This window comes from Sphingobacterium olei (assembly GCF_005048855.1).
GTDB lineage: Bacteria > Bacteroidota > Bacteroidia > Sphingobacteriales > Sphingobacteriaceae > Sphingobacterium > Sphingobacterium olei.
Genome location: NZ_SUME01000002.1, coordinates 393,065 through 415,046, shown reverse-complemented (window position 1 = coordinate 415,046; position 21,982 = coordinate 393,065). Strand labels below are relative to the sequence as shown.

Genomic DNA, 21,982 nt, shown 5'->3' with positions numbered 1-21,982 from the left:
TCGGTTGGAACCGGTTTAGTTACACCCGCTTTGAAGCGAGGTTTGAAGCCTGTAGGTTTACTGGTTTCAGGAGCTTCTTCGGAAGCTTTACTTTCGGTTTCTTCGTTTGTACTCAGTTCGGTTGGAACCGGTTTAGTTACATCCGCTTTAAAGCGAGGTTTGAAACCTGTTGGCTTTTTAATTTCTTGTTGCTCGTTAACTAGCTCCGCTGCAGAAGCTACTGTTTTAGATGCTGTGTCGGTAAGTTCAGTTACTAATATAGGATCGTTGCTTCCCTTCTTTACATTAAATTGCGCTGCAGGTCTAGTAAGGACATTTATTGGTTTAGGACTTTCTACTTCTTGTAATCTGTAGCTTTTTCTGAGTTTGTTGAACCAAAATTTCTTGCTATGATCAAAACTTTTTTCGCCCATAGCATTATAATGGCTTTTGAATTCTTCATAAAGCGGTAAATTAGATTGCTTTAAAGCGCCCAAATCAATTTTTTTCTTAACAAAAAAATCTTCGAAAGTCAGCATTTACAAATGTAACGAATTGAAAAGACAATTAAAACCCACGTGATTAATGTTCCGCAACAACGATTAAAATTGACTGAGCGGTCTTTCCCGCCTTTGAGGAGCATGAAAAAAAGAGGGATAGACCCTCTCTTTTCATTTTTTTGTCGCTAACAAAGCTCAAATTTTAATCCATATTATGATATACCGCCTGCACATCATCGTCATCTTCAATCTTATCGATCAGTTTTAGTACGTCTGCGGCTTGTTCTTCTGTCAAAGAAGAGTGCGTTAAGGAAATTCGCTCCAGCTTAGCAGATGTCACTTCTATTGCTTTTTCTTCTAACAATTTTTGCATATTGCCGAAATCTTCGAAAGAAGTTTGTACGACTACTATATCGTTTCCTTCTTCATCAGATTCCACATATAGTTCTTCCAACCCACCGTCGATCAATTCCAACTCCAATTCTTCTACATCCAATTCCTCGGCCGCGGGAAAGCGGAACATGGATTTACGTTGAAAGATGAAGTCCAGTGACCCTGTTTTGCCTAGGGATCCCCCAGCCTTGGTGAAATAGCTTCGGATATTGGCGACTGTACGATTTGTGTTATCGGTAGCCGTTTCTATTAATACAGGGACCCCATGTGGGCCGTATCCTTCGTAAACAAATTCTTCATAACCTTTCGAATCTTTCTCGGAAGCTCTTTTTATTGCGGCTTCCACACGATCTTTAGGCATGTTAACTGCCTTGGCATTTTGAATTGCGGTGCGTAGTCGAGAATTATTTTCTGCATGTGGGCCACCTTCTTTCACGGCAATTGCAATTTCTTTACCTAAACGTGTGAACTGAACCGCCATTTTAGCCCAGCGTTTAAATTTTCTTTCTTTTCTAAATTCAAAAGCTCTACCCATTTTATTATTCGTTTGTTTTAAGATTATTGATCATGTCTGTTGCTATTGCCGTCAAATCAAATTTTAGCTCCCAATTCCAATCTTTACGCGCATAATCATCTTCGATACTTTGGGGCCATGAGTTGGCAATTGCTTGGCGAGGATCTCCCTCTTTATAAGACATCTCAAAATTAGGAAGAATTTTTTTAATTTCTTCCGCAATTTCATGGGGTGTGAAACTTACGCCCGCTAAATTATAGCTGGAGCGGATTGTTAAATTTTCTGCAGGAGCATCCATGAGCTGTATGGTTGCACGTACAGCATCTTCCATATACATCATTGGTAGCGCTGTGTCTTCTGACAAGAAACATTCATATTTTCCAGTTCGTAGCGCTTCAAAGAATATATGAACAGCGTAATCGGTGGTTCCTCCTCCTGGTTGTGTTTTCCATGAAATAATACCTGGGTAACGAATACTGCGTATATCTAATCCGTGTTTGTTGTAGTAATATTCGCTAAGTCGTTCGCCTGCCAATTTGGAGATACCGTAAATACTATTGGGATCCATAACACAGTACTGGGGCGTATCTTTTTTAGGTGAATGTGGACCAAAAACGGCTATAGAACTCGGCCAGAAGATCTTTTTTATACCCAATTCAACTGCTAGATCTAATATATTCAATAATCCATTCATGTTGAGGTCCCAAGCTTTTTGCGGGTATTGTTCTCCAGTAGCCGACAGCATTGCAGCTAATAAATAAATTTGAGTAGGCTTATGTTGCAAAAAAAGTGATTGGAGCCCGTCTTTGTCGAGAACGTTAGCGGGCTCGAAGATTTCATTTTCGCTTAAAGTTTGCGGCTCACGTATATCTGAAGTGATAACCTGCTGGTCTCCAAATTTTTTTCTTAAAGCTATTGCAAGCTCTGTCCCAATTTGGCCGTTGGCGCCGAGAATGATAATTGTTTCTTTCATCTAAATAAATTGCCGTTTAAAAGTGAAGCTTGCATGAGCTATTTTGTTTTTTTTACTACTTGAATGCACTCAATGGCTACCAAGATTTCGGTTTGCTTTGCAGCTTCCTTCAACGGTAGCTCAGTGTCTTTCTTGAGCAGTAGCTCATGCAGGTTTCATTGCTGCAAAGATATGTCTTTTATTGCGTTTTTGTTAATGGATGAGCGATTTGCGAGTGAGCACAAAACCTCCACTGTACATTTCGTAACCCCCATTTTTATCGTATATTTCTACGTTGTAAATGTAAAATCCCGAAGGGGAAATTTGTCCGTTTTCAGAAGTCCCATCCCATTGTATTTTTCCTGAATTACCGGTACTTTGGTTACGAATCAATCGGTTGATTTGTCTTCCTCGATCGTCAAATATGGTGACATTGAGCATCATGTTTGAAGCTAACAATTCATAGATAATTTCCAAATAATCCTCGAAATTGTCGTTGTCAGGAGACATAATTTTTGAGGTTAGATATACATTATTTTTTTGAAAAAAGTTATCCACATTTGTTGAATTGGCATAGCCAGGGGTTGCTCCTTCTGCTATTGTCGATGCGGATATAAAGTTTTGCGGACTATTTGTGGGTGCTTGAAAGGATTGTCTTTCAAGCGAAATGCCTTTTACATTGGTTAAGAATGGTTGATGCATATTGGAGGAGTAATAGAGTGAATCTACTAAAATATGATCAGAAAAAAGTGTGACGTTTCCCTGCTCATTGGGATAAGGGGGAAGGCTTGCTATCTCTACAATATTTTCGGATAACGCAGATGGATAATTTTTTAGAATATTATTTTTATCCGTTGTAAAGACTAGATACTGTTGTGGATTGAACAGTAAGCGATTTGTTGTAATGGTACGATTCCCCAGCTTCCAGTTTTGTAAATTAATAATATTATTGGATTGATTGTATATCTCTACAAAATCTACTCCGTTATTTTTTGGATTGAAAAGGACTTCATTAATGATAATATCGTTAAAAGCAACATCCCCCGGTAAAAATAGATGTTGTTTTTTTTCAGAAGAATTATTTCCACACCAACTAAAAGGAAATAAGGTAAGTGTATAATCAAAAGATTCGGCAAAGGCAGAATTGAAAATTAGTAATAAACTGTCTGTATTGCTTTTCCATTCTATTTTTGTGGGCAATCCAACGTTATGATCTATTATAAATAGATCCCTTTCTAAATTTTCAAGATAAGCTTTCGGAATGTTGAAGGTCAATGTGATCATATTGTCTTCTATTTTCGATGATAAAATCTCAATTTCGGGAATATAAGATCGGTCAGCTATCGAGTTCGGTTTACATGGGGTGCCACCGGCCAGCGCTTCAGATGCCTGCCAGGTCAATGCGAAATTACACGGAAAATTAGCATTAATGCGTTCTAGACTCCATCCACCATTTTTTTTTCTGGAATTTTTGTACCAACTGTCTGTGTAATTAACTTGATCTATATTATTTTCTCCTGCTAACGTAATGTTGGTTCCACTATTAGCGAGAGCTGGCCATTTGTCTATAGCCAAACTATTCCCAAACTTTTCGTAAAATGGTTGGGCTGCCCGACTACACAATAATACATATTGATTAGGGGGTAAAAAATATTCTGGTAGTGCTATCGTTGTATTTGATATGGATACCGTGTAATTGGAGGTGTTTATAGTTTTATCTCCAACGTTAAGTAACTCAATATATTCGTAGTTAGGAAGTTCACCAGTTGAAGGGTTGGCCATTATTTCATTGATGATCAACATATTCGATTGTGATTTTACATCGGTCTTGGAAAACAGGGTAAATAGTATGAAAATCCATTTTAAACGGAGAAAGAATATTTTTTTTAAAAATATCATTTATGATTCAATCTTATAATTGGTTAGTTATAATGTAAATATACCTAATTGATCTTGGTTCACCAAATGGCGCGCAAAAGTGATGTTTCTTAAATAGCACTTGGGTTGTGCTTTTTTGTAAATTAAGTTGCTTTTTTTTGTAATTTTTTAAAAAATAAGCTGATTTAGTGTAAAAATTTTAAGGATTATATAAAATGCTCATCATTATTTACTATGTTTGACAACTAAAGTTTATAGGTCGGTTAATCAAAAAAAATTTTAATATATTATAAGTAAATTAAGTACTATGAAAGTAGCTGTAGTGGGCGCGACAGGACTTGTCGGGTCGGAAATGTTAACCGTATTAGCGGAACGTGATTTCCCGATAACAGAATTAATTCCAGTAGCATCAGAACGGAGTAAGGGAAAGGAAATTGAATTTAAGGGGAAGAAGTATAAGGTAGTAACACCAGCAGAAGCTATTGCATTAAAGCCGGACGTGGCATTATTCTCTGCGGGCGGCGGTACTTCTACAGAATATGCTCCATTATTTGCAAACGCAGGAATTACGGTAATTGATAATTCATCAGCTTGGCGAATGGATCCCTCCAAAAAATTAATTGTTCCGGAAGTGAATGGAGATATATTGACTGCTACGGATAAAATTATTGCCAATCCAAATTGTTCGACGATACAGATGGTGGTTGTACTTAAACCGTTGCATGATAAATATAAAATTAAGCGTGTAGTAGTTTCTACTTATCAATCGGTAACAGGTACCGGGGTGAAAGCGGTACAACAATTGAATGATGAACGTGCAGGAATCGAAGGAGAAAAAGCATATCCTTACCAAATTGACATGAACGTTATTCCTCATATAGATGTATTCCAGGAGAATGGGTATACAAAAGAGGAAATGAAGATGATCAAAGAGACGAACAAGATTATGCAAGACGATTCCATTAAAGTGACGGCTACTACCGTGCGTATACCTGTAGTAGGAGGTCATTCCGAATCTGTAAATATTGAATTTGAAAACGAATTTGAGGTGGATGAATTACGCAGGGTTATTGCTGCGCAAGATGGTGTTCTTATTGTGGATAATCCGGCAAATTTGGAGTATCCTATGCCGAGAGACGCACACGGTAAAGATGAAGTTTTTGTTGGACGTATTCGTCGTGATGAATCACAGCCTAAGACGGTTAATCTTTGGATTGTAGCGGACAACCTTAGAAAAGGAGCTGCAACAAATGCGGTTCAAGTGGCAGAGTTACTGGCAAAGAAAAATTTAATAGGATAAATGTAACGTTTAATTATAAATAAAAAGCTAGTGCAAATTTTAGTGCACTAGCTTTTTATTATGAGTCTGATGTCTATTTCTTCTATCTTACAGAGGTAAATTCCCAAGTATCATCAAATCTAGAGCTATTGCTACTGCTTGTGCCACCTGTAGTGATATAACCTTTGCCGTTAATAGAGAAGCCTACTGCTGATTCTCTGGCCGAAGCGCCAGCAGAAGTAAGGGCTTGATGTTTGTCTGTCCATGAATCTGATGAAGGTTCATATTTCCATACATTGCCTAATACCGAACCTCTTTGACCGCCTACCACATAGCCATAGTCTCCGATCACAAATGTAGCCGCATTCTGACGAGTTAAGTCATACGTATACTGGCTATCATCTCTTCTGATAGGGTTAAGTGTAACCCAGTTCGTTCCATCGAATGAATGGAATTCTTCAGGATATTGATTGTTACTGATACCTCCACCAACGTAAGCTTTATTTCCAATAACAAGGGCAAAAGCATGAGATTTCTTATAGGTAAAAGGAACGTTAGTTACCGATTCCCAAGAATCGCTACTTGGATCATATCTGTAAAAATCACTGAATGTTTTATCCGTAGGGGTCATTCCCAAACCAACATAGGCATAATTTCCCAATGCAAAAGCAGTGGCACCGAAACGGGCTTCGCCTGGAAAGTCAGCCACTTTTTTCCAAGATTGAGTCGCTGGATCATATTGGTGGAAATCTTTTAGTGCTGCAGTACCATTATATCCTAATCCGACGTATCCTTTGCCATTTACCGCAAATCCTACTGCGCTGCGACGAGCATCTCCGGAGAACTCGGCAGCTATTTCTTCCCACGCAGAACCGTTAAAAGACCAAGTGTCACTCAATATGGTGTTCGTTCTTAAGAGACCGCCTACTACGAAAGCTTGGTCATTGATTGTAAATGTTGCAGCCTGATTTCTTGGGTCACCTCCAAAAACGGCAGCTCTTTTCCATTCAGTAGGACCATTATCTGTAGAGTCTTCATCGTCACTTTTCTTGCAAGAATTCAAAGATGTGAAAGCAATAGTACAGGCTAAAAATAAGAATAGCCAATTTTTCTTGTTCATAAATTATTTAAATTTAGTATATACAATGTTTAATTTAATTTTTGGTAAATTGTTTTCTGTCGCTATCAATGCCATATTTACTGTGCTAAATAGGTTTGGTGTAGACGAAGTCAAAAATAAAGAGGTATTGTAGCTCTCCACGTTATTAACAGTGTTGATGTATTCAATTAAATCAAATACATACCTGGCATTTCTTCCCATGGAATTTCCGTTAATATAGGGAACCTGCTGAATGGACGTGGAAAAAGGAGTACGTACATAAGAGAAAGGAATCCCGTTATCATTTGCAATTAAAAGCATCACAGATGAAGGGTTCGGAAAGGGATTAAAGAAAAACTCTCCGGTAGTTTCTACAATGAGTTGAGCTTTATTAATTGAGATATTGGGTTCGTTCATGAATTCTTTTAACGCAGGAATATCCAATTTCGCTACAGCCCCTGTGCCCGCTTGAAGAAATACCTGCCCGTTAGTTTGGCTGCTTTTTATTTCTTTGTTGGTCGTATTTAAAGCAGCAAAAGGTGTGTTCGTACGGTCGTATTCAATATTATTGAATTGAAATGTTCGGTCTCCTGTAGTGATACTTTTTACGCCGCGTTTATTAAAGCCATCATTCCCGATGTAGGAATAGTTGATGTTGACCGTTACCGTATCACTAAATCCCAGAATAACCGTGTTTTGATCATTTGGTACAATTACAAGACCTTTAAGGTATTGTTGAAAAGCTTCGTTTGAGGCTACATCCAAATCATTGGATACGATCATGTCAAAGATTTCACTCCCCAAAGCGCTATTTAGTTTAATGTCCAAAGTATCTATAGATCTCACAAAAGGATTGAACGTTAAGGATCCAAGTGGTGAAGCATCATAATCGAATTTTTGATCCGAAAAAATTGTTGCCCCGGTTACAAAGATTGGCGTGATATTTCCGTTCACAGTCGAACTTATATTTTTTGTTTCCAATGCTTCAGTAAGCCGATGTACCGTTATTTTTTGTGCAACAGTGGTGTCGCCATAAAAGTACCTGTTCGTTTTAGGTTTAATTACAAGATTAATAGAATCAAAAACTGCATCAGTAGGAATATCGTTCGTAAAATTCGTAAACGCGAGTTTAAAGTATGATGTTGATTTTGCCGATCCTATTTCTTCCTGCGAAGCTTTTCCGACCAATATGGTGCCTGTTCCAGCTGAAGGCAGATTACTCATCTGAAAAGTTGAAGCATTTACCGTAATGGAATCTACAACTGTAATTCCGAAATTTTCGTTCGTATTACCTAGAGATACACTCATGTCTTTGTCACAACTCCCTAGTGTAATAATTATAAGTGATGAGAAAGTAAGAAAAATATATTTAAAAAGTAATAATTGCCTCATATTTATTTATTGACATGCAAATGTAAATATTACCAACTGTTAATATGTGTTATAATATGTTAAATGTGGTAATTGTCATGTGTGATGCAAATCTAACAATTTAAATTTGTTTTAATAATGTTAAATAAGTATAAAATACTAATGCTGATGATAGTCCTCACATTGGTGGGAATTATCATAGTATTGTCGACCTGGTTATTTGGTAGTTACAAGAGCAGGCAAGAACTTGTTGTGTCTGATATTGAACGGAGTTTATTTAATGTTATTCAGACATATTACGATGATCATGAAGAACGCTTTCGTGAAACGCGAGCGCGCAATAATAGACAGAACGATAATCGCTTCATCAGTCGGATTGTTGAATTATATCCTGAATTAAACAGGGAGAAGCTATCGGCAGTTGTGGACTCTTTGGGAAGGGAGAGGCGAAAAACTTTCGAGCGTAAACGTATCCGTCCGACTGAGAAGGAAGAACCGACCCAAATTTTTCCTTCTTTTATGCTGCAAAATATCGAGTTTAATGATACCACTTTGCGACAAATGAATGTACTAATGGACAAGGTTCTTAAATCAAAGAATATATCTGTTCCGGTAAACATCGAGTTGGAAACATTGGATTCCTTACCTCAGCATTCTTCAAACGTGCAGACCCGTACAGATGAATTCGGGAATTTGACAACTCGTCCTATACTTGTTAATTCGCACAATAATGAGTTCTTAATTGCTAAAATTGATGATCCGAGTGCCTATATTCTCGTTAAGATGGGTTGGCAGTTAGTACTCTCTACGGTATTGGTATTCGCATTGGTGGGCAGTTTTATCTATCTACTGTGGACGATTAATAGACAGAATAAGTTAGCAATTATGCATAAGACATTTGTCAATAATATGACACATGAATTAAAGACGCCTGTCGCCACGGTGATGGCTGCCATAGAGGCCGTACAACGGTATGGCGCGAAAGACGATAGTGTACGAATGGAAAAATATCTTGATCTTTCAAGAAAAGAATTGGATCACCTTTCACAAATGATAGAGCGCGTATTGCACTTTGATATGAATGGTGCCAACGGTGTGAAACTAGAATTTACCAACTTTGATGTCATTAAATTGATAAATACCTGTATAGAAACCGCGAAGATCAGTCTGCAGAAAGATGTGCGATTTAGCTTGACGTCAACTTTTCAGCCGGTATTCGTTGATGCCGATGAAGCTCACATTAAAAATGTAATCTCGAATTTGATTGACAATGCGATTAAATATTCTGTTGAAAATGTGGATATTGTCATTTCTATCGTTGAGCGGAACAAGGATGTTGAAATTAGAATCCGGGATAATGGATTGGGAATTGAACCAATTTACCATAAGGATATATTTGATCGGTTTTTTAGAGTTCCTACAGGGAATCTGTATTCTGTTAAGGGATTTGGCTTAGGATTGGCCTATGTGAAGCAGGTGATTGAACAGCATGATGGTTTTATAGAAGTAGAAAGTGCTTTAGAAAAAGGTACAACATTTATAATCAGCTTACCCAAATCAAACATATGATAGATGTTTTGTATGTAGAAGACGAACAAAGTCTTGCTATGATCGTTACGGATAGTTTAGAAGATCAGGGATTCTCTGTTCGTCACCGGGAGAACGGCCAAGAGGCGCTGTCAGCTTTTAAGAAAGTAAAGCCGGATATCGTAGTTCTGGATATTATGATGCCGCTGATGGATGGTTTCACTGTCGCGACGGAGATTAGAAAGCTTGATCCTCAAATTCCGATTCTTTTTTTATCTGCCATGACCCAAACAGAGGATGTTGTACAAGGCTTTAAGCTGGGCGCAAACGATTATGTTCGAAAGCCCTTTAAGATAGAGGAACTGATTGTACGTATAGATTCTTTGGTAAAACGACGGAAAATTGGTGTTCATCAAGTGTATATAATCGGGGATTATGTGCTGGATACAACGAAAAATTTGCTGTCCTACGGTGATGAAAAGGAAAAGTTGTCTTTTCGGGAATGTGAATTGTTGAGACGACTTTTCGAAAACAAAGATACAGTGGTGCCGCGCGAAGAAATTATTAAAGCGTACTGGAATGATGATACGTACTTTACGGGCAGAAGCTTGGATGTTTTTATTAGCCGTATACGAAAATATTTATCGAAAGATGAACGAATTAAAATAACAAATGTAAGAGGGATAGGATATATGTTAAATATTGGTTAATTGGAAAAAATGAACATACATTAATGAACATACATTAAAACGTAGCAGATGAAATCACTCATTATCGTAGATATACAAAATGATTTTTTACCCGGAGGTGCTTTGGAAGTCAGCAAAGGCGATGAGATTATTCCAGCTATTAATCAATTGCAACGGGAATATGATTTGGTGGTGGCCACACAAGACTGGCATCCGAGTGATCATCAAAGTTTTGCTTTGCAACATCCGGAGCATAACCTATTTGATGTGATTGACCTGGATGGTGTCGCACAGACTCTTTGGCCAAACCATTGTATGCAGGGTACGTTGGGAGCAGAACTTGCCGAAACGCTGGATCAGCATCGGATTGAGACGATCTTTCGCAAAGGAATGGAGAAGCAGATTGACAGTTATAGTGGCTTTTTTGATAATGGGAAACGAAAGGCTACAGGTCTACACGGCTACTTACGGTCTCGCGGTGTTATCGAAGTTCACGTCTGTGGACTGGCCGCAGATTTCTGTGTCTTTTTTACGGCAATGGATGCGTTGGAACTAGGGTACAGAACAGCCATTATTTCACGGGCGACTAAGGCAATTGATAGGGGCGAGTTTATGAACAAGAAAGAACAATTTGTCCAAAAAGGAGGGATGCTCCTTTAGCTAGCCTATTAAAAATTTGTGTTTCCCCCCTCATTTCGTCCACCACCTCTTCCGCCGCCAAAATTTCTCAGGTTATACGTAAATGACAATAAGAAATACCTATTCAGGGTATTCGACGTAACGTCGGAAATAGAAGCGGTGCTTACATTACGGTTTATGTTTTGCGCATTATTCAGCAAATCAAAACCTTTGATCGCCAGTTCGCCATTCTGTTTTTTAAATAATTTGTAACCCAAAGAAGCATTCCAGATATTGGTGACTATCCCTTCGGAACCTAAAATGCCACTATTGTACAGATACATTAGGTTTGATGCGACGACCCATTTTTTGAATAATTCGACCGTCCCGCTTCCATTCACCCGATGTACATATACATTATACGTACCTCTTTCCGTCATCGGATTGTTGTTATAAGTGGCATTAATATTGTAATTTAAACGAAAGATGTATAACTTGCTGAAGTTTGTATTAAATCCGATTTCCTGACCAAATCCATATCTGGTACTGTTGAGAAGCTCGTCATTTATAATGGCGTAGTCGTTGTTGTAGAATAAATTAGTACTGAGGTTAAGATTAAGCTTGAGTTTCTTTATTGGTAGACCATAGCTGTTGCGTAGACGTAATGTGTATGCACCGTCTACATTTTCGGGAACGGTATACTGTCCACCAGCTTCTAATATAATGTCATCCTCCAGCCCTTGTCCTGGAAAAAGAACGATCATGCTATCTGTCATCAATCTGGATTCTATAATTTTATTGTTGGTGTAATTCAATTCAACATTAGTTGTCAGACTCCGCCCCGATTCCCTATTTATATCCCTGTACTGTAAACGTAACCTATGGTTGTACTCCTGTTCTAAATTTGGATTACCATTCGTAATCCGTAGCTCGTTTTGATTATTTACAAAATCCTGCAGCTGATTGATAGATGGTGTATTAGTAGCTGTATTGTAGTTGAATTCTAGACTTTTTGCCTTGCTGAAATTGTAAACCGCTGTGAATTCCGGCAGAAAACTTCCAAAATTTGCTTCCGTCTGTAAATTAATGGGAACGGTTCGTTCATTTATTCGTATTCCGTGCTGGTAATTAAGACCTGCTTGGATACGTAAGGAGTCCTTTTTATTGTAAGAGTAGGACAACCCTGCACTATGATATTGGAAGTCGTTTCTAAATTCGTTTGACAGTCTATCACGTAATTCACCTAATTGTCCTGTTTCCGCTAGGAATTCGAATGTTTCCCTATCCGAGTAATTCGACGTATTTCTAAAATTGTAGTTTAATTGAAGGCGGCTCCGCACGGAAATGTTTTCGGTATAGGATATTCTGTTGTTAAATCCCGAGCCATATCCATTGGTGACGCTTTTATTGTTATTGGTATCGATACGACTCAATAGTGCATCCTTGTAATATTCCGTGGTTGCAAGATTTAGCCCCGCTGCATCATTCATATTTGCATTTCCATTTAGGTTTAAAGAAATGGATCTTCCGTTTTTTTTGAACCGGTGCATAAAGGTAAGATTAGCCCCGACAGAAAAATTGCTATTTTCATTGTCACCAAAGCGGTCAGACTGATTGATCAAATCTTCTTTATCCCGCGTCGTAAGACTATAAGAATCATTGATACGATTCGTTTTCGTAAAAGAGAGGTTAGGTGAAAAGTCAATGCGGTTTGCGGAATCGATTTCCCAGCGAATTCTGGAATTGGCCCTGTGTTCTGTATTTCTTTGATCTGAATGTTGATTTTGCTCCCTGAATTGATTGGCGCGTGAGTCGGATAGATATTCTATGTTTGAAAATGTATTGGTTTCTGTTGTTACGGATTCAACTTTATAATCAGCACTTATATCCAATTTCTTATCGAAATATACGTTATTAAAATTAATTGCTCCTGCGTAGGTATCTGATAGTCCCCTTTCGGTGTTGTTATTTCCCCTACGTCCGCCTCCGCGGCCTTGTTCTGAAAAGTTGGTCTCATTGATGTTGTTAGCCATCATATTTATGGCGATTTTTTTATCGCCGTCGAAGCTATTGATGTTCGTTGAAAAACCAAATTTATCTCCATCACCTTTTCCTCCGTTTGCTTTTCCAAAGTATCCATGACGTCGATCGGGTTTAGTGACAATATTGATAACTTTACTTCTGCTACCATCATCAAAACCGGAAAACCGTGCCTGTTCTGATTTTTCATCTATGATCTGAATCTTGGCAATGATTTCCGCGGGAAGGGTTTTTAACGCTATCCTGGGATCCGTAGAAAAAAATTCTTTTCCGTCTACTATTATTTTGGTCACTTGTTCCCCATGAGCGGTGACATTACCGTCTTCATCCATCTGTACACCGGGGATTTGAGCTACCAGCTCGTCTGCATCCGCAAACTCACGCGTGGCATAGTTCCTGGCGTCGAATTCCATAGTGTCTCCCTTGAGCACTACTGCCTGCGGGACAGTGATCTCTACTTCTTCTATCTCAATCTCCGCCGGTTCTAGTCGGAACAATAGATGTTGAGGTTTGGTATCGACTATTGCTGCTCTTCTCTCGGTTTTAAAGCCTATAAAATTACTTTCTACAAGATAATTGCCTTTTTTTACGTTTGTTATCGTAAAAACACCACTTCTATTCGTAGTAGCAGATATTGTAGACGAGTCTTGTGTATTGATGACACGTATTGTTACGCCTTCAAGTGGTACAGATGTTGTCTTGTCGATAATATTGCCAGAAATATTTTGCTGTGCCGAAGCAGTCACAGCGCAAAATAAAAACAGCACAAAAATCAACCTTTTTAGTTTAACAGTATTCACAGGTTAGTAATTTGTGAATGTAATTATAGCTAAATCTTTGTTAGGTAGCTTCATTATCATGAAAATGATACAATTCCTGGCTTTGATACCATCAGTATTATCTCATCTTTGGATTGGATCGATAGTTTTTGTTGTGAAAAAAGGGTAAGTTATCTAAGTTTGTAAGAATAAGCGTATTTTATAAAATGAAGGAATCGATGTTGAGTCGTAAAGAAAAGATTATGGTGAAGGCGTTAGGTCTATTTGCGGAGAAGGGCTATGCAGATACGTCGACAAAAGAGATTTCTGCGGCAGCCGGTGTTTCTGAAGCGCTGATCTTTAAGCACTTTGGTAATAAAGATGCGCTTTTGGCTCACTTGATCAAATCGGGGTATCGACGCGTATTACAATACCACAAAGGTATGATGACTTATAAAAGTGCAAAAGATTTTTTGAAAAATATGATTTTTTTGCCGAGTAAACTGGTTGCCGAAGAACCGCTATTTTGGAAACTCCAGGAACGACTATCGCACATTCCATTTTCTAGGCAGCAGCACGAACAGTTTATGAAGCCTGTTCAACCCATTATTCACCGCGCTTTTGTGGAATTGGGCTACGAGAATCCGGAATTGGAAACGCAATATTTATTGTTGATTATTGATATGCTTTGGAAAAAAGAAGCCTGCGGCGAAATCGATAATTCTGTAGATATTGCTAGGTTATTGGAAAAAAGATACAATCTCCTTTGATGACTTTGCGACCACCTTTGACGGCTTTGCATCTTTATGCTTTTTTGCAAAAAATAACGCACAAAACTTTATAAATACAATTATAATGCGTTTCTTCGTATCGTAAACTATTGACTATATGTTTAAAATAATTTTAACTCACGTGTTGGCGTTGCTATTTATGGTTAACGTAAAAGCACAGAAGAGGCCTGATTTTGTTCCGTTTATCAATAAGCAGCATCACTGGGTAGATTCTGTTTTCAATGTATTAACGCCTAAAGAACGGATTGCACAAATGTTTTTAGTAAGAGCGCATACCAACCTAGGGCAGAAGTATATTGATTCTGTAGCACAGATAGTTGAAAAAGAACAGCTCGGAGGGCTAGTTGTATTTCAAGGAGGACCTGTACGTCACGCTAACATGTATAATACGTATCAAAAACTTACGAAGGTTCCTTTGCTGATTACTTTTGATGGTGAATGGGGGATAGGTATGCGTTTACCAGATTCTACACTTTCGTTTCCATATCAGATGACATTGGGTGCGATGCAGAATGATAATCTTCTATATGAAATGGGCCGCGAGGTGGCTAAAGACTTCTTACGAATCGGAATGCATTTTAATTTTGCACCTGTAGTGGATATCAATAATAATCCGAACAATCCAGTCATCGGGTTCCGTTCCTTCGGCGATAACAAGCAAAATGTGGCGCGTAAAGCAAAGGCATATATGGACGGTATGGTTGATGGTGGTATTATTGCGTCGATTAAACACTTTCCCGGGCATGGAGACACAGATGTCGATTCGCACTATGACCTTCCCCAGTTGAATTTTTCTAAAACACGTTTGGATACTTTAGAAATGTTCCCGTTCCGCCAATTAATACAGAGTGGGGCTCCAGCTGTCATGGTTGCGCATATGCATATTCCTGCTATGGATGCCACACCTAATATTCCCTCGTCCATTTCGAAAAAGGTTGTTACGGATGTTCTTCGTAATGAACTGGGTTTTAAAGGTCTTACGGTTACAGATGCCATGGATATGAAAGGAGTCAAGAAATTCTTTCCGAATGGTGAAGCAGATGTCATGGCTATCGAAGCCGGGCATGATTTGTTGGAAATATCTGAAAATAGCGCACGCGCTATCGACTTAGTAGAAAAAGCAATTAAAAGCGGACGCATTAGACAGACTGATATTGATGCGAGAGTCAAAAAAGTTCTTGCTTCAAAATACTGGTTAGGATTGAACAATTACCGACCGATAAATACAAATGGTTTGGTAAGTGACTTGAATAGAGCTTCTACCAAATCGCTTATTCAACGTATGGCCGATGCTTCCGTTACACTATTGAAATCTAATAAACGCATTCAGTCTTTTGACACAAAAAAAAGTACTGCGGTAGTGAGTTTAGGAATTAAGTCTGCGCAAGAATTCGAGAGAGGACTAGGTCTCCAACTTTCGAATGTCACCAATTACTATATCACAGGAGAAGAATCCGAAGAGCAACTGCAACAATTGATTAAAGAGATAAGAGGTCACAAACAAATTTTGATGGCAATTCATGACGATCGGTTGCGACCTAGAAATGAACTGCCTATCAAAGAACCGGTAAAAAAATTCGTCGATAGAATAGCAGGTAGACGCACGATTACTGTTATGTTTACCAATCCTTATGCGCTAAACGCTATAAAAATAGATCGAAGTAGTGCAATTTTGCTTGCTTATCAAAATGAAGGTTTTATGCAGCGAGCAGCGTTAAAAGTTATTTTAAAGCAATTGAAACCTACCGGTAAGTTGCCTGTAACTGTCAATAAGGAATTTTCATACGGAAAAGGTCTATAAAAGAATTTCTGTAAACAATAGATCAAAGGTCAGCGACTCGAGCTGACCTTTTTGATATATACAATGTTTCCCAATAGTGCTTTTATTTTTTTGAATGCGTTGTCATCAATAGTCATCGAGAATTTTCGCATAAATTTTCATAATAGCGAGTATTGCGGCAAATTATAAAGGTTTTTTCAAGAACAATTATTTGTTTGGTTTATTCTCTTTAAGTTTGTGAAACTTAAATACGAGAATGGCTAAAGAACAAATTTCCATATTTGACATGTTCAAAATCGGTATTGGACCTTCCAGTTCACATACGTTAGGACCGTGGCGGGCGGCAGAGCGATTTGTAAAAGTTTTGAAAGACAAAAACATGTTAGAGAATGTAGAACAAGTGAATGTCTTGCTTTACGGATCTTTGGCGAAAACCGGTGTCGGTCACGGTACAGACATAGCCGTGTTGCTTGGCCTTAGTGGAGATGATCCGGTTACCTTTGATGTGTCTCAAGTGATGCCTAAAATCGAGCAAATCAAGTCCAGCAAGACACTGCTATTAGCTGGTGAGCATCAAATAAGCTTTCTCTATGTCGATCATCTCTTGTTTTTATATCACGAAAGTCTACCATTTCATCCTAATGCGCTTACCTTTCAGGCATTTTTGAAAGATGGTAAAGCGATTTCGGAAACCTATTATTCCATAGGTGGTGGCTTCGTTATCCAAGAAAATGACTCTCAGGGCGTGTTATCGGAGATAGATTTACCTTTTCCGATAGATACAGCGCAGGAGCTCATGGTTTGGTGCATGAAGACCGGATTGAAAATATCGGAGCTAGTTCTCGAAAACGAATTAGCATGGAGACCAGAGGAAGATACAAGAACAGGTGTTTTGCAGATTTTCAATGCGATAAAAGAGTGTATTTATAAGGGATGTCATAGTTCGGGAATTTTGCCGGGAGGCTTGAACGTTGAACGTCGGGCAGCTAAATTGAGTAAACGGATTACAAAAGACAGAACCTACGACAGCTATGATACCTGGATTAAAGCCATCCGTGAAGGAGGTAAAGATTTTGGTTATATATTGGATTGCGTTAGTTGTTTTGCCCTGGCGGTGAATGAAGAGAATGCTTCTTTTGGAAGAGTAGTTACCGCGCCAACCAATGGAGCGGCCGGTGTAATCCCAGCTGTCTTACAATATTATATTACATTTTATGATGCATATGACGAGAATAAGATTATACAATTCATTGCGACGGCTTCAGAGATAGGTTCTATTTTCAAGAAGGGAGCTACGATTTCTGCAGCGATGGGAGGCTGTCAAGCAGAGATTGGAGTTTCTTCGGCCATGGCGGCAGGTGCGCTGACAGAATGTTTGGGTGGTTCACAACGGCAAGTATTGATGGCGGCGGAGATAGCTATGGAACATCATCTTGGTTTAACCTGCGACCCTATCGGTGGTTTAGTACAGATTCCCTGCATTGAGCGTAACACAATGGGAGCCATAAAAGCGATTACTGCAGCTCAGTTGGCTCTGCAATCCAATCCTGACAAGGCAAAGGTAAGTTTGGATGCAGTCGTAAGTACCATGTGGGATACGGCGCAAGATATGAATGTAAAGTACAAAGAAACGGCTGATGGTGGACTAGCGATTAAGGTTCCGTTGAGTTTGCCAGAATGTTAGTGGCAGTTTGTAGTAATACAATGTTAGTTAACAAGACAATTTAATATAAGTTTGTGTATAAAAATGAAATATTGTGCAATCGCTTCTGGAAGTAATGGAAATTGTTATTATGTAGCAAAGGGAGAAGATGCTGTGTTGATTGATGTCGGTATTAATACCAAACATATCGAATTGCGAATGGGTAATTTGGGAATAGATCCATCACGGATCAAAGCTGTTTTTATTACACATGAACATTCCGACCATATACGAGGTCTCTCGGTTTTTTGCAAGCGATATCAGATTCCGGTATATTGGACCGCTGGTACATGTCAGGGATCCCGGCTTCATCTGCCCGCTCATTTAGTGCATATTATCGCTGCGAATGCACGAATTAACATCGGTGAAATCTCCGTGCTTGGAATCCCGAAGTTTCACGATGCAAAAGAACCCTGTAGTTTCGTCGTCACAGATGGATCGACAAATGTGAGTATTATGACGGATTTAGGTCGCGGCTGTGATAATGTAAAGCACGTCATTCAACATTCCGACGTGTTATTATTAGAAAGTAACTACGATGAAGAAATGCTGGAGGGAGGACGTTATTCTTATTATCTTAAAAATCGCATCCGTAGTGGATGGGGACATATTTCAAATAAAACGTCATTGGAACTGTTTTTACAGTATCGATCTTCTCGACTGAAACATCTTATTTTAGGACATCTTTCAGAACAAAATAATACCGTAGAACTTGTGGAACAAATCTTTCTACCACATTGTGATCATATCAAGTTCTCCATTGCAACACGGTATCAGGAAACCGATATGTTTTATTTGGAAGATATATTGCAACTTCGGCAAATCGGTGCATAAGGGGGCAAAAAGTATAACATCCTCGTCATTACCTACCGTAGATAGGCAATGACGAGGATGTTAAAAAGCGCAGATTGGTTTCCTTCGGAGCTGCTTCGTGGTCGTCATTCTTCCTCGCAATGATGGGTTTTTTGAAGGCGATGAACTTTTTAAATGCCCTCGTTATTAATTTAACGCGTTAATTAATGCGACTAGTTGGGACTGCGACGCCGTATTAAGTTCGCTTTCATTGATATTGATCACCGAGTTGTCTGCAATTGTTACTTCTTTGATCGCATAGGCAATAGAACCATTGCTTTCTGACGTGAAAATCACATGTAGTTTGATGCCAACAGGAACGAAACCGTAGTGTTCGGAAAAGAATTTCTCCGCCTGATTGTATGTATCTAATTGAGCAAGTAGATTGGGTTGATCTTCGTAAGCAAGGTATACCGCGGAATTTTCATTATTGTAAGCGTTTGGTACGACGACTTTAATCTGTGTTTTAGGGCCAGTATGACTATAAAAACGATCTACGTTAGTCCAGCCAAATTGACCGTTCCAAATGTTATATGAGTTTGTTTTTTCATCGGCTCTTAAGCCTTGCTCTTGACCTCCTGCGTTATCTCCGTTATCCCATTCCAAGTTGCCATCTGCATTGATGTTACCTTGCCATAAAATCATACCATAATCTAAGTCTCCGGTCAAGTTAGCAGGAACCGTTACATTGTAGCTGCATCTTGGCTTTAGAATTTTATTACCTTGCGTTATTCGAATATCAAACTCTCCACCTGTTACTAAAGGTAATAAATCGCCATCTTGATTCCGTCCCATTACAGGCTTATTGGTGACAACCATATTTCCTTTATCGTAGATTTCGACGAAAGAAAGTTGTACTTCTCCGGTGATTGGGTTGCCCTCAGAATCTTCTAGACAACTCGCGTGGATGGTTACTGTTGTTCCTTTAGTAGATGTAAATACTACGCCATCTTCTGCCTTAAACGTTTTGTTTTGTGTGAGGTCATGTAATGCTTTATTACGTAGACTTTGAAAATTGGCCGCATTAGGTGCAGCGAATCGCATGGTTTCTTGTTCTTTTTTACAAGAGATGTTAATAAAGAGCAAACTTGCTACTGCGAATAATTTGATTGTAGCTAATGTTTTCATGATAATCAATTTTAATGTTTACAAATTGTTTATTATGTATCATCACAATCTAATGTTTGTTACCCTCTCCTTTTAAAAAAAGAAAACTAAGCTAATTCCATCCCAAACAGGGAGGTTATGTGGTTTTTTAATGTTTCTTTTACTTTCGCCATATCCAGTTTATATCCCAGTTCTCTTGCCATGGACGTTACATCTTTGTCGTCTATTCCACATGGTACAATATTTCCAAAATAATCCAGGTCAGTGTTGACGTTAAAGGCAAAACCATGCATGGTGACCCACCTGGATGCACGCACACCCATTGCACAAATTTTACGGGCTTTATCGTTGTTGGGATCAAGCCATACACCTGTATATCCAGAATAACGACCCGCTGCGATGCCGTAATCTCCCAAAGTTAAAATAACGGCCTCCTCTAGCGTACGCAGATATAAATGTATGTCCGTAAAAAAATTATCCAAATCCAATATAGGATATCCTACAATTTGTCCGGGGCCATGGTAGGTGATGTCGCCTCCGCGATTTATTTTATAATATGTAGCCTGCTTTGCTTTCAAGCCCGCCTCATCCAGTAGTAAATTTTCGGGCTTTCCTGATTTGCCAAGCGTGTATACATGAGGATGTTCTGTAAAAATCAAATAATTAGGAGTAGGAGCCTGTGTATCGTTTATTCTATTATCATGTTTTATAGCAAGAGACTTTGCAAATATATCCTCTTGCATAGTCCATCCTTCTTGGTAATCTACCAATCCCCAATCAATAAACTGTACTTTTTTGTTCATTTTAAAGCTGTAGGTCTTTTAATTTTTGATTCAATGTAAACAACTGCTTCTTAATACGATTTGCCTAAATTATTAATTCGGCGAATTTCTGAGTCGGCGACGTAAGGTCTGTAGATACCATCTACCCACCGATAGCATTAATACAATAAATTGTTATATGGATAGCGCTCATTATGCATTTTCACAATGATTTCGTATAGCTTTGTTTTGAACTCTTCAATGTTTGTTTTATCTGTAGCTGAAATAAATATAGCAGGGTCTGAATTCTTAGCCATCCAGGAGTTTTTAAAATCTTCTAAGGTAACCTTAATTTCTTCTCCGTCTTCATCGATTTCAATGGGAGGTTTGTATGCATCAATTTTATTGAATACTGTAATCACAGGTTTATCTAATGCATCTAAATCTTTCAAAGTTTCATTCACTGCATGGATGTGATCCTCAAAATGAGGATGAGAAATATCTGCTACATGTATTAAGATATCTGCTTCACGCACTTCGTCCAATGTGGATTTGAAACACTCGACAAGGTGATGGGGCAATTTGCGGATAAAACCAACAGTATCCGATAGTAGGAAAGGTAAGTTATCAATCACGACTTTACGTACGGTCGTATCAAGCGTAGCAAACAGCTTATTTTCAATCAAGACTTCCGATTTTGAAATCATGTTCATAATGGTCGATTTACCTACGTTTGTATATCCTACCAATGCTACACGAATCATCTCGCCACGATTTTTGCGTTGGGTTTCGTTTTGTTTGTCGATTTGTTTGAGCCGCTCTTTAAATAAGGATATCTTATCTAAGATCATCCGTCTATCACTTTCAATCTGACTTTCACCTGGGCCGCGCATACCAATACCGCCCCGCTGGCGTTCCAAGTGGGTCCAGAGTCTCGTCAAGCGCGGTAATAAGTATTGTAGTTGCGCCAGTTCTACCTGTGTTTTTGCTTGGGCAGTCTGGGCATGTTTTGCAAAGATGTCCAGAATCAGGTTCGAGCGATCGAGCACTTTTATGTTGAGAAATTTCTCAATATTGCGTAACTGAGATGGAGATAATTCGTCATCAAATACGACAATATCTATTTCTTCAGCATCTATAAAATTTTTAATTTCCTCTAGTTTTCCGCTGCCAACAAAAGTGGCGCGATCCGGATAAGCTAGTTTTTGGGTGAAAATACCTTTCGTTTCGCCTCCGGCGGTTTCCACCAAAAAAGCGAGTTCTTCTAAGTATTCTTTTGCTGTATCTTCGGATACATGGGGTGTTATTACAGAGACCAAAACTGCTGTCTCAGGCTTTATTGCGGTGTCGTATATTTTCGTTTTTGCCATTTAATGCTATTTTCTCTTTAAA

The 21,982-nt window shown here is 38.7% G+C and carries 18 protein-coding genes; 8 read left to right on the top strand and 10 right to left on the bottom strand.

All coding sequences use genetic code 11. The features are described 5' to 3' along the window. From FAZ15_RS22680 to FAZ15_RS06045, 4 genes are all read right to left on the bottom strand, one after another. Positions 1-518 (bottom strand): hypothetical protein (locus tag FAZ15_RS22680; protein ID WP_202912326.1); only part of this gene is annotated, 518 nt, incomplete at its 3' end. A 163-nt stretch (positions 519-681) separates the two neighbouring features. Further along, positions 682-1,407 carry a YebC/PmpR family DNA-binding transcriptional regulator gene (locus tag FAZ15_RS06055; protein WP_136900418.1) on the bottom strand — a complete coding sequence of 242 codons (726 nt, stop codon included), beginning with the start codon at positions 1,405-1,407 and terminating at the stop codon, positions 682-684. Between the two features lie 4 nt (positions 1,408-1,411). Further along, entirely contained in the window at positions 1,412-2,359 is a 948-nt protein-coding gene (locus FAZ15_RS06050) for an NAD-dependent epimerase/dehydratase family protein (RefSeq protein ID WP_136900417.1), read from the bottom strand. Positions 2,360-2,551: 192 nt separating this feature from the next. After that, the gene (locus tag FAZ15_RS06045; protein WP_136900416.1) at positions 2,552-4,237 is read right to left on the bottom strand and encodes a lamin tail domain-containing protein; all 1,686 of its coding nucleotides are present in this window, start codon (positions 4,235-4,237) and stop codon (positions 2,552-2,554) included. A gap of 286 nt (positions 4,238-4,523) precedes the next feature. Between FAZ15_RS06045 and FAZ15_RS06040 the strand changes: the two genes are divergently transcribed. Further along, entirely contained in the window at positions 4,524-5,516 is a 993-nt protein-coding gene (locus tag FAZ15_RS06040) for an aspartate-semialdehyde dehydrogenase (protein ID WP_136900415.1), read from the top strand. 82 nt (positions 5,517-5,598) lie between these two features. Here the strand turns inward: FAZ15_RS06040 and FAZ15_RS06035 are convergent, their stop codons facing one another. Both FAZ15_RS06035 and FAZ15_RS06030 read right to left on the bottom strand, forming a co-directional pair. Beyond that, positions 5,599-6,615 carry a Kelch repeat-containing protein gene (locus FAZ15_RS06035; RefSeq protein WP_136900414.1) on the bottom strand — a complete coding sequence of 339 codons (1,017 nt, stop codon included), beginning with the start codon at positions 6,613-6,615 and terminating at the stop codon, positions 5,599-5,601. Positions 6,616-6,618: 3 nt separating this feature from the next. After that, positions 6,619-7,902 carry a DUF4270 family protein gene (locus FAZ15_RS06030; RefSeq protein ID WP_162304890.1) on the bottom strand — a complete coding sequence of 428 codons (1,284 nt, stop codon included), beginning with the start codon at positions 7,900-7,902 and terminating at the stop codon, positions 6,619-6,621. Positions 7,903-8,133: 231 nt separating this feature from the next. On the opposite strand from FAZ15_RS06030, the gene FAZ15_RS06025 reads away from it, so the two are divergent. From FAZ15_RS06025 to pncA, 3 genes are read left to right on the top strand one after another with little or no spacing between them, the layout of a single operon-like run. Continuing rightward, positions 8,134-9,534: a sensor histidine kinase gene (locus FAZ15_RS06025; RefSeq protein ID WP_162304889.1), complete on the top strand. Its 1,401-nt coding sequence runs from the start codon at positions 8,134-8,136 to the stop codon at positions 9,532-9,534. Next, on the top strand, positions 9,531-10,202 hold the full coding sequence (locus FAZ15_RS06020) for a response regulator transcription factor (protein ID WP_136900411.1): 672 nt from the start codon (positions 9,531-9,533) through the stop codon (positions 10,200-10,202). Before FAZ15_RS06025 ends, FAZ15_RS06020 begins: the two co-directional genes overlap by 4 nt. Before the next feature lie 48 nt (positions 10,203-10,250). Beyond that, entirely contained in the window at positions 10,251-10,841 is a 591-nt protein-coding gene (gene pncA, locus FAZ15_RS06015) for a bifunctional nicotinamidase/pyrazinamidase (protein ID WP_136900410.1), read from the top strand. A gap of 8 nt (positions 10,842-10,849) precedes the next feature. Here the strand turns inward: pncA and FAZ15_RS06010 are convergent, their stop codons facing one another. Beyond that, a complete protein-coding gene (locus FAZ15_RS06010; protein WP_136900409.1) occupies positions 10,850-13,639 on the bottom strand; it encodes a TonB-dependent receptor in 2,790 nt (929 codons plus the stop codon). A gap of 185 nt (positions 13,640-13,824) precedes the next feature. Here FAZ15_RS06010 and FAZ15_RS06005 point away from each other — a divergent pair, with 185 nt between their 5' ends. The 4 genes from FAZ15_RS06005 to FAZ15_RS05990 all read left to right on the top strand — a co-directional run bounded on the left by FAZ15_RS06005 (position 13,825) and on the right by FAZ15_RS05990 (position 18,704). Beyond that, positions 13,825-14,367, top strand: a complete 543-nt coding sequence (locus FAZ15_RS06005; RefSeq protein WP_136900408.1) for a TetR/AcrR family transcriptional regulator — start codon at positions 13,825-13,827, stop codon at positions 14,365-14,367. Positions 14,368-14,485: 118 nt separating this feature from the next. Further along, entirely contained in the window at positions 14,486-16,189 is a 1,704-nt protein-coding gene (locus tag FAZ15_RS06000) for a glycoside hydrolase family 3 protein (RefSeq protein ID WP_136900407.1), read from the top strand. A 235-nt stretch (positions 16,190-16,424) separates the two neighbouring features. Beyond that, a complete protein-coding gene (locus tag FAZ15_RS05995; RefSeq protein ID WP_136900406.1) occupies positions 16,425-17,852 on the top strand; it encodes an L-serine ammonia-lyase in 1,428 nt (475 codons plus the stop codon). Between the two features lie 63 nt (positions 17,853-17,915). Beyond that, positions 17,916-18,704, top strand: a complete 789-nt coding sequence (locus tag FAZ15_RS05990; protein WP_136900405.1) for an MBL fold metallo-hydrolase — start codon at positions 17,916-17,918, stop codon at positions 18,702-18,704. A 165-nt stretch (positions 18,705-18,869) separates the two neighbouring features. On the opposite strand, the gene FAZ15_RS05985 is transcribed toward FAZ15_RS05990, so the two are convergent. The 3 genes from FAZ15_RS05985 to hflX all read right to left on the bottom strand — a co-directional run bounded on the left by FAZ15_RS05985 (position 18,870) and on the right by hflX (position 21,960). After that, complete coding sequence (locus FAZ15_RS05985) at positions 18,870-19,850, bottom strand: hypothetical protein (protein WP_136900404.1); 981 nt, start codon at positions 19,848-19,850, stop codon at positions 18,870-18,872. Positions 19,851-19,936: 86 nt separating this feature from the next. Further along, positions 19,937-20,632: a lipoyl(octanoyl) transferase LipB gene (lipB, locus tag FAZ15_RS05980; protein ID WP_136900403.1), complete on the bottom strand. Its 696-nt coding sequence runs from the start codon at positions 20,630-20,632 to the stop codon at positions 19,937-19,939. Positions 20,633-20,769: 137 nt separating this feature from the next. Next, positions 20,770-21,960: a GTPase HflX gene (hflX, locus tag FAZ15_RS05975; protein ID WP_136900402.1), complete on the bottom strand. Its 1,191-nt coding sequence runs from the start codon at positions 21,958-21,960 to the stop codon at positions 20,770-20,772. Between the last annotated feature and the right edge of the window lie 22 nt (positions 21,961-21,982).

Bases quoted from the DNA above. Each gene is read 5' to 3' on its own strand.
- FAZ15_RS05990 (WP_136900405.1), top strand. From the start codon at position 17,916: ATGAAATATTGTGCAATCGCTTCTGGAAGTAATGGAAATTGTTATTAT.
- FAZ15_RS06025 (WP_162304889.1), top strand. From the start codon at position 8,134: ATGATAGTCCTCACATTGGTGGGAATTATCATAGTATTGTCGACCTGG.
- FAZ15_RS06020 (WP_136900411.1), top strand. From the start codon at position 9,531: ATGATAGATGTTTTGTATGTAGAAGACGAACAAAGTCTTGCTATGATC.
- FAZ15_RS06040 (WP_136900415.1), top strand. From the start codon at position 4,524: ATGAAAGTAGCTGTAGTGGGCGCGACAGGACTTGTCGGGTCGGAAATG.
- FAZ15_RS06050 (WP_136900417.1), bottom strand. From the start codon at position 2,359: ATGAAAGAAACAATTATCATTCTCGGCGCCAACGGCCAAATTGGGACA.
- FAZ15_RS06045 (WP_136900416.1), bottom strand. From the start codon at position 4,237: ATGATATTTTTAAAAAAAATATTCTTTCTCCGTTTAAAATGGATTTTC.
- FAZ15_RS06000 (WP_136900407.1), top strand. From the start codon at position 14,486: ATGTTTAAAATAATTTTAACTCACGTGTTGGCGTTGCTATTTATGGTT.
- pncA (WP_136900410.1), top strand. From the start codon at position 10,251: ATGAAATCACTCATTATCGTAGATATACAAAATGATTTTTTACCCGGA.
- FAZ15_RS06035 (WP_136900414.1), bottom strand. From the start codon at position 6,615: ATGAACAAGAAAAATTGGCTATTCTTATTTTTAGCCTGTACTATTGCT.
- FAZ15_RS06005 (WP_136900408.1), top strand. From the start codon at position 13,825: ATGAAGGAATCGATGTTGAGTCGTAAAGAAAAGATTATGGTGAAGGCG.
- FAZ15_RS05985 (WP_136900404.1), bottom strand. From the start codon at position 19,850: ATGAAAACATTAGCTACAATCAAATTATTCGCAGTAGCAAGTTTGCTC.
- FAZ15_RS06055 (WP_136900418.1), bottom strand. From the start codon at position 1,407: ATGGGTAGAGCTTTTGAATTTAGAAAAGAAAGAAAATTTAAACGCTGG.
- FAZ15_RS06030 (WP_162304890.1), bottom strand. From the start codon at position 7,902: ATGAGTGTATCTCTAGGTAATACGAACGAAAATTTCGGAATTACAGTT.
- lipB (WP_136900403.1), bottom strand. From the start codon at position 20,632: ATGAACAAAAAAGTACAGTTTATTGATTGGGGATTGGTAGATTACCAA.
- FAZ15_RS05995 (WP_136900406.1), top strand. From the start codon at position 16,425: ATGGCTAAAGAACAAATTTCCATATTTGACATGTTCAAAATCGGTATT.
- hflX (WP_136900402.1), bottom strand. From the start codon at position 21,960: ATGGCAAAAACGAAAATATACGACACCGCAATAAAGCCTGAGACAGCA.